Source organism: Dysgonomonas sp. 511 (genome assembly GCF_010501105.1).
Taxonomy (GTDB): domain Bacteria; phylum Bacteroidota; class Bacteroidia; order Bacteroidales; family Dysgonomonadaceae; genus Dysgonomonas.
The window spans coordinates 1-1,735 of the sequence record NZ_QVMQ01000071.1; the positions used below are offsets into that span (position 1 = coordinate 1).

The following is a 1,735-nucleotide window of genomic DNA, read 5'->3' on the forward strand; positions in this document are numbered from 1 at the left end:
TTTCCATAAACGTTACAAAGATAGAATTTTAAACATTTATAGAAGCTAAAGCCTTGTACTAAAGTACATAGTTTTAACTAGCGAACTTGAAAAATAAACCGCAATAGTTAAAAGTTATAGAAGTAAGCTCAGTACATTTGCTCAGGTTTATAGAAGTAAGCAGTTCGTTTCTTTCGCTGAATATCTTCGTTAACTTTGTATTATTGGAAAGATCCAGAGATCTTATATTATTACTTCCACATGACAAAGTGTTCAGTTCTTTGTTATTTGATAGATCGAGAGTATCAATACCTGTCGTTTCACATCCAAAATCTGTGAGTTTTGTACATTTGGATATGTCTAACGAAGCTAATTTGTTGTTGTCGCAATAAAGAATATTCAAGTCGGCATTATTGGTCACATCCAATACTGTAAGCATATTATCATCACATCGAAAATCTGTCAGGAGTGGATTTTGGGATACATCCATTGACTTTATTTTATTTCCCGATACATAGAGATTTTCCAAATTAGTATTTTTAGATACATCTAAGTTGTCTATTTCATTTTTCTCACAACTCAATATAATTAGTTCGGGATTGTTCAATACATCCAGTTTTTTCAAGAAAGAATTATTGCATTGTAAGATTCTTAGTTTCGTGTTTTTAGATATATCCAATGAATCTAGTTTGATGTTGTCGCACTCAAGTCGGTCAAGATGTGTAAAATGCTCTATACCTACCAAAGAGGATATGTTCATATCATCTACAATGATGGTTTGCACGTCCATAATTTCAAAAAGAGTGAATAATCCGTCCTTGTCAAGATCAAATCGTTTACAATATTCTCTGAATGTATCGTCAACAATGGCACTCAGAATATCAAATTTTTCTTTTTGATTTCCCGACTCTTCCGGTATCTCACCTTCTTCTGTTACACCCGACTGACTAATGGAAATACTTATTTTTTCTTTTCCACAAATAATATTGATAACTGCGGAACGCTCAAACCCTGTGTAATTGGGAATTAAATTTATGGCAATGGTATAATCTCCAGCTTTATCGCCACCATTAGGGGTAATACTGATCCAATCCGTAGTCTCGGACGAACTTTCTTTTGTACTTTTAGTTGAATTTTCCTCTATAGTTGAAGTCCATACTCCTGTAGTTGTAAATTTTATTTCTGAATTACCTGCAGTTTCATCTGCAAATACAGCTTGATTGAGTTGTTGATCTGAAGGAACCTCAATTGTTTTTTTTTCATCCTCCTCACTGTCACTATCGCTACAAGCAGCAAATAAACATAGTATTAATAACGTAATAATTCCAAAATTTAGCTTCTTTTTCATATCTTTAATTAAATATTTTTAGTTTTTCTTTTTATTGGTCATGTAGATGGCAGCTATCCAGCCTATTATAGCCAATAGAACTGTAGTAATCAAGATCCTACCCATTAAGGTATCACTATATTGATATAGTTCTCTTTTTGTAACAAAATATTTGTAATAGGCCATATTCCCAAGAAATGCAACGATTGCTGTTACTAAAAATGCAATACAACCTGTTATTGCATTCTTTTTTGCAGGTATATCACTCTTCATTATCTTTCCAATGAAAATACTTATGGGAGAAATAATTGCTATTATTATTATAGCAACAATCATTGCTGTCCCATTAAAATCACAAAAAGCTCTTTGAATTATTTGATAATTAGTTAGTTTCGGGGTTTTCTCACGCGCGACGATTTCAATTTATAG

General features: G+C 32.3%; 2 protein-coding genes. Both read right to left on the reverse strand.

What is annotated here, in order from left to right:
- Nucleotides 1-73: 73 nt before the first annotated feature.
- Nucleotides 74-1,327, reverse strand: a complete 1,254-nt coding sequence (locus tag D0T57_RS15270; RefSeq protein WP_163274333.1) for a BACON domain-containing carbohydrate-binding protein — start codon at nucleotides 1,325-1,327, stop codon at nucleotides 74-76.
- An 18-nt stretch (nucleotides 1,328-1,345) separates the two neighbouring features.
- Nucleotides 1,346-1,642, reverse strand: a complete 297-nt coding sequence (locus D0T57_RS15275; protein WP_163274334.1) for a hypothetical protein — start codon at nucleotides 1,640-1,642, stop codon at nucleotides 1,346-1,348.
- Nucleotides 1,643-1,735: the final 93 nt, after the last annotated feature.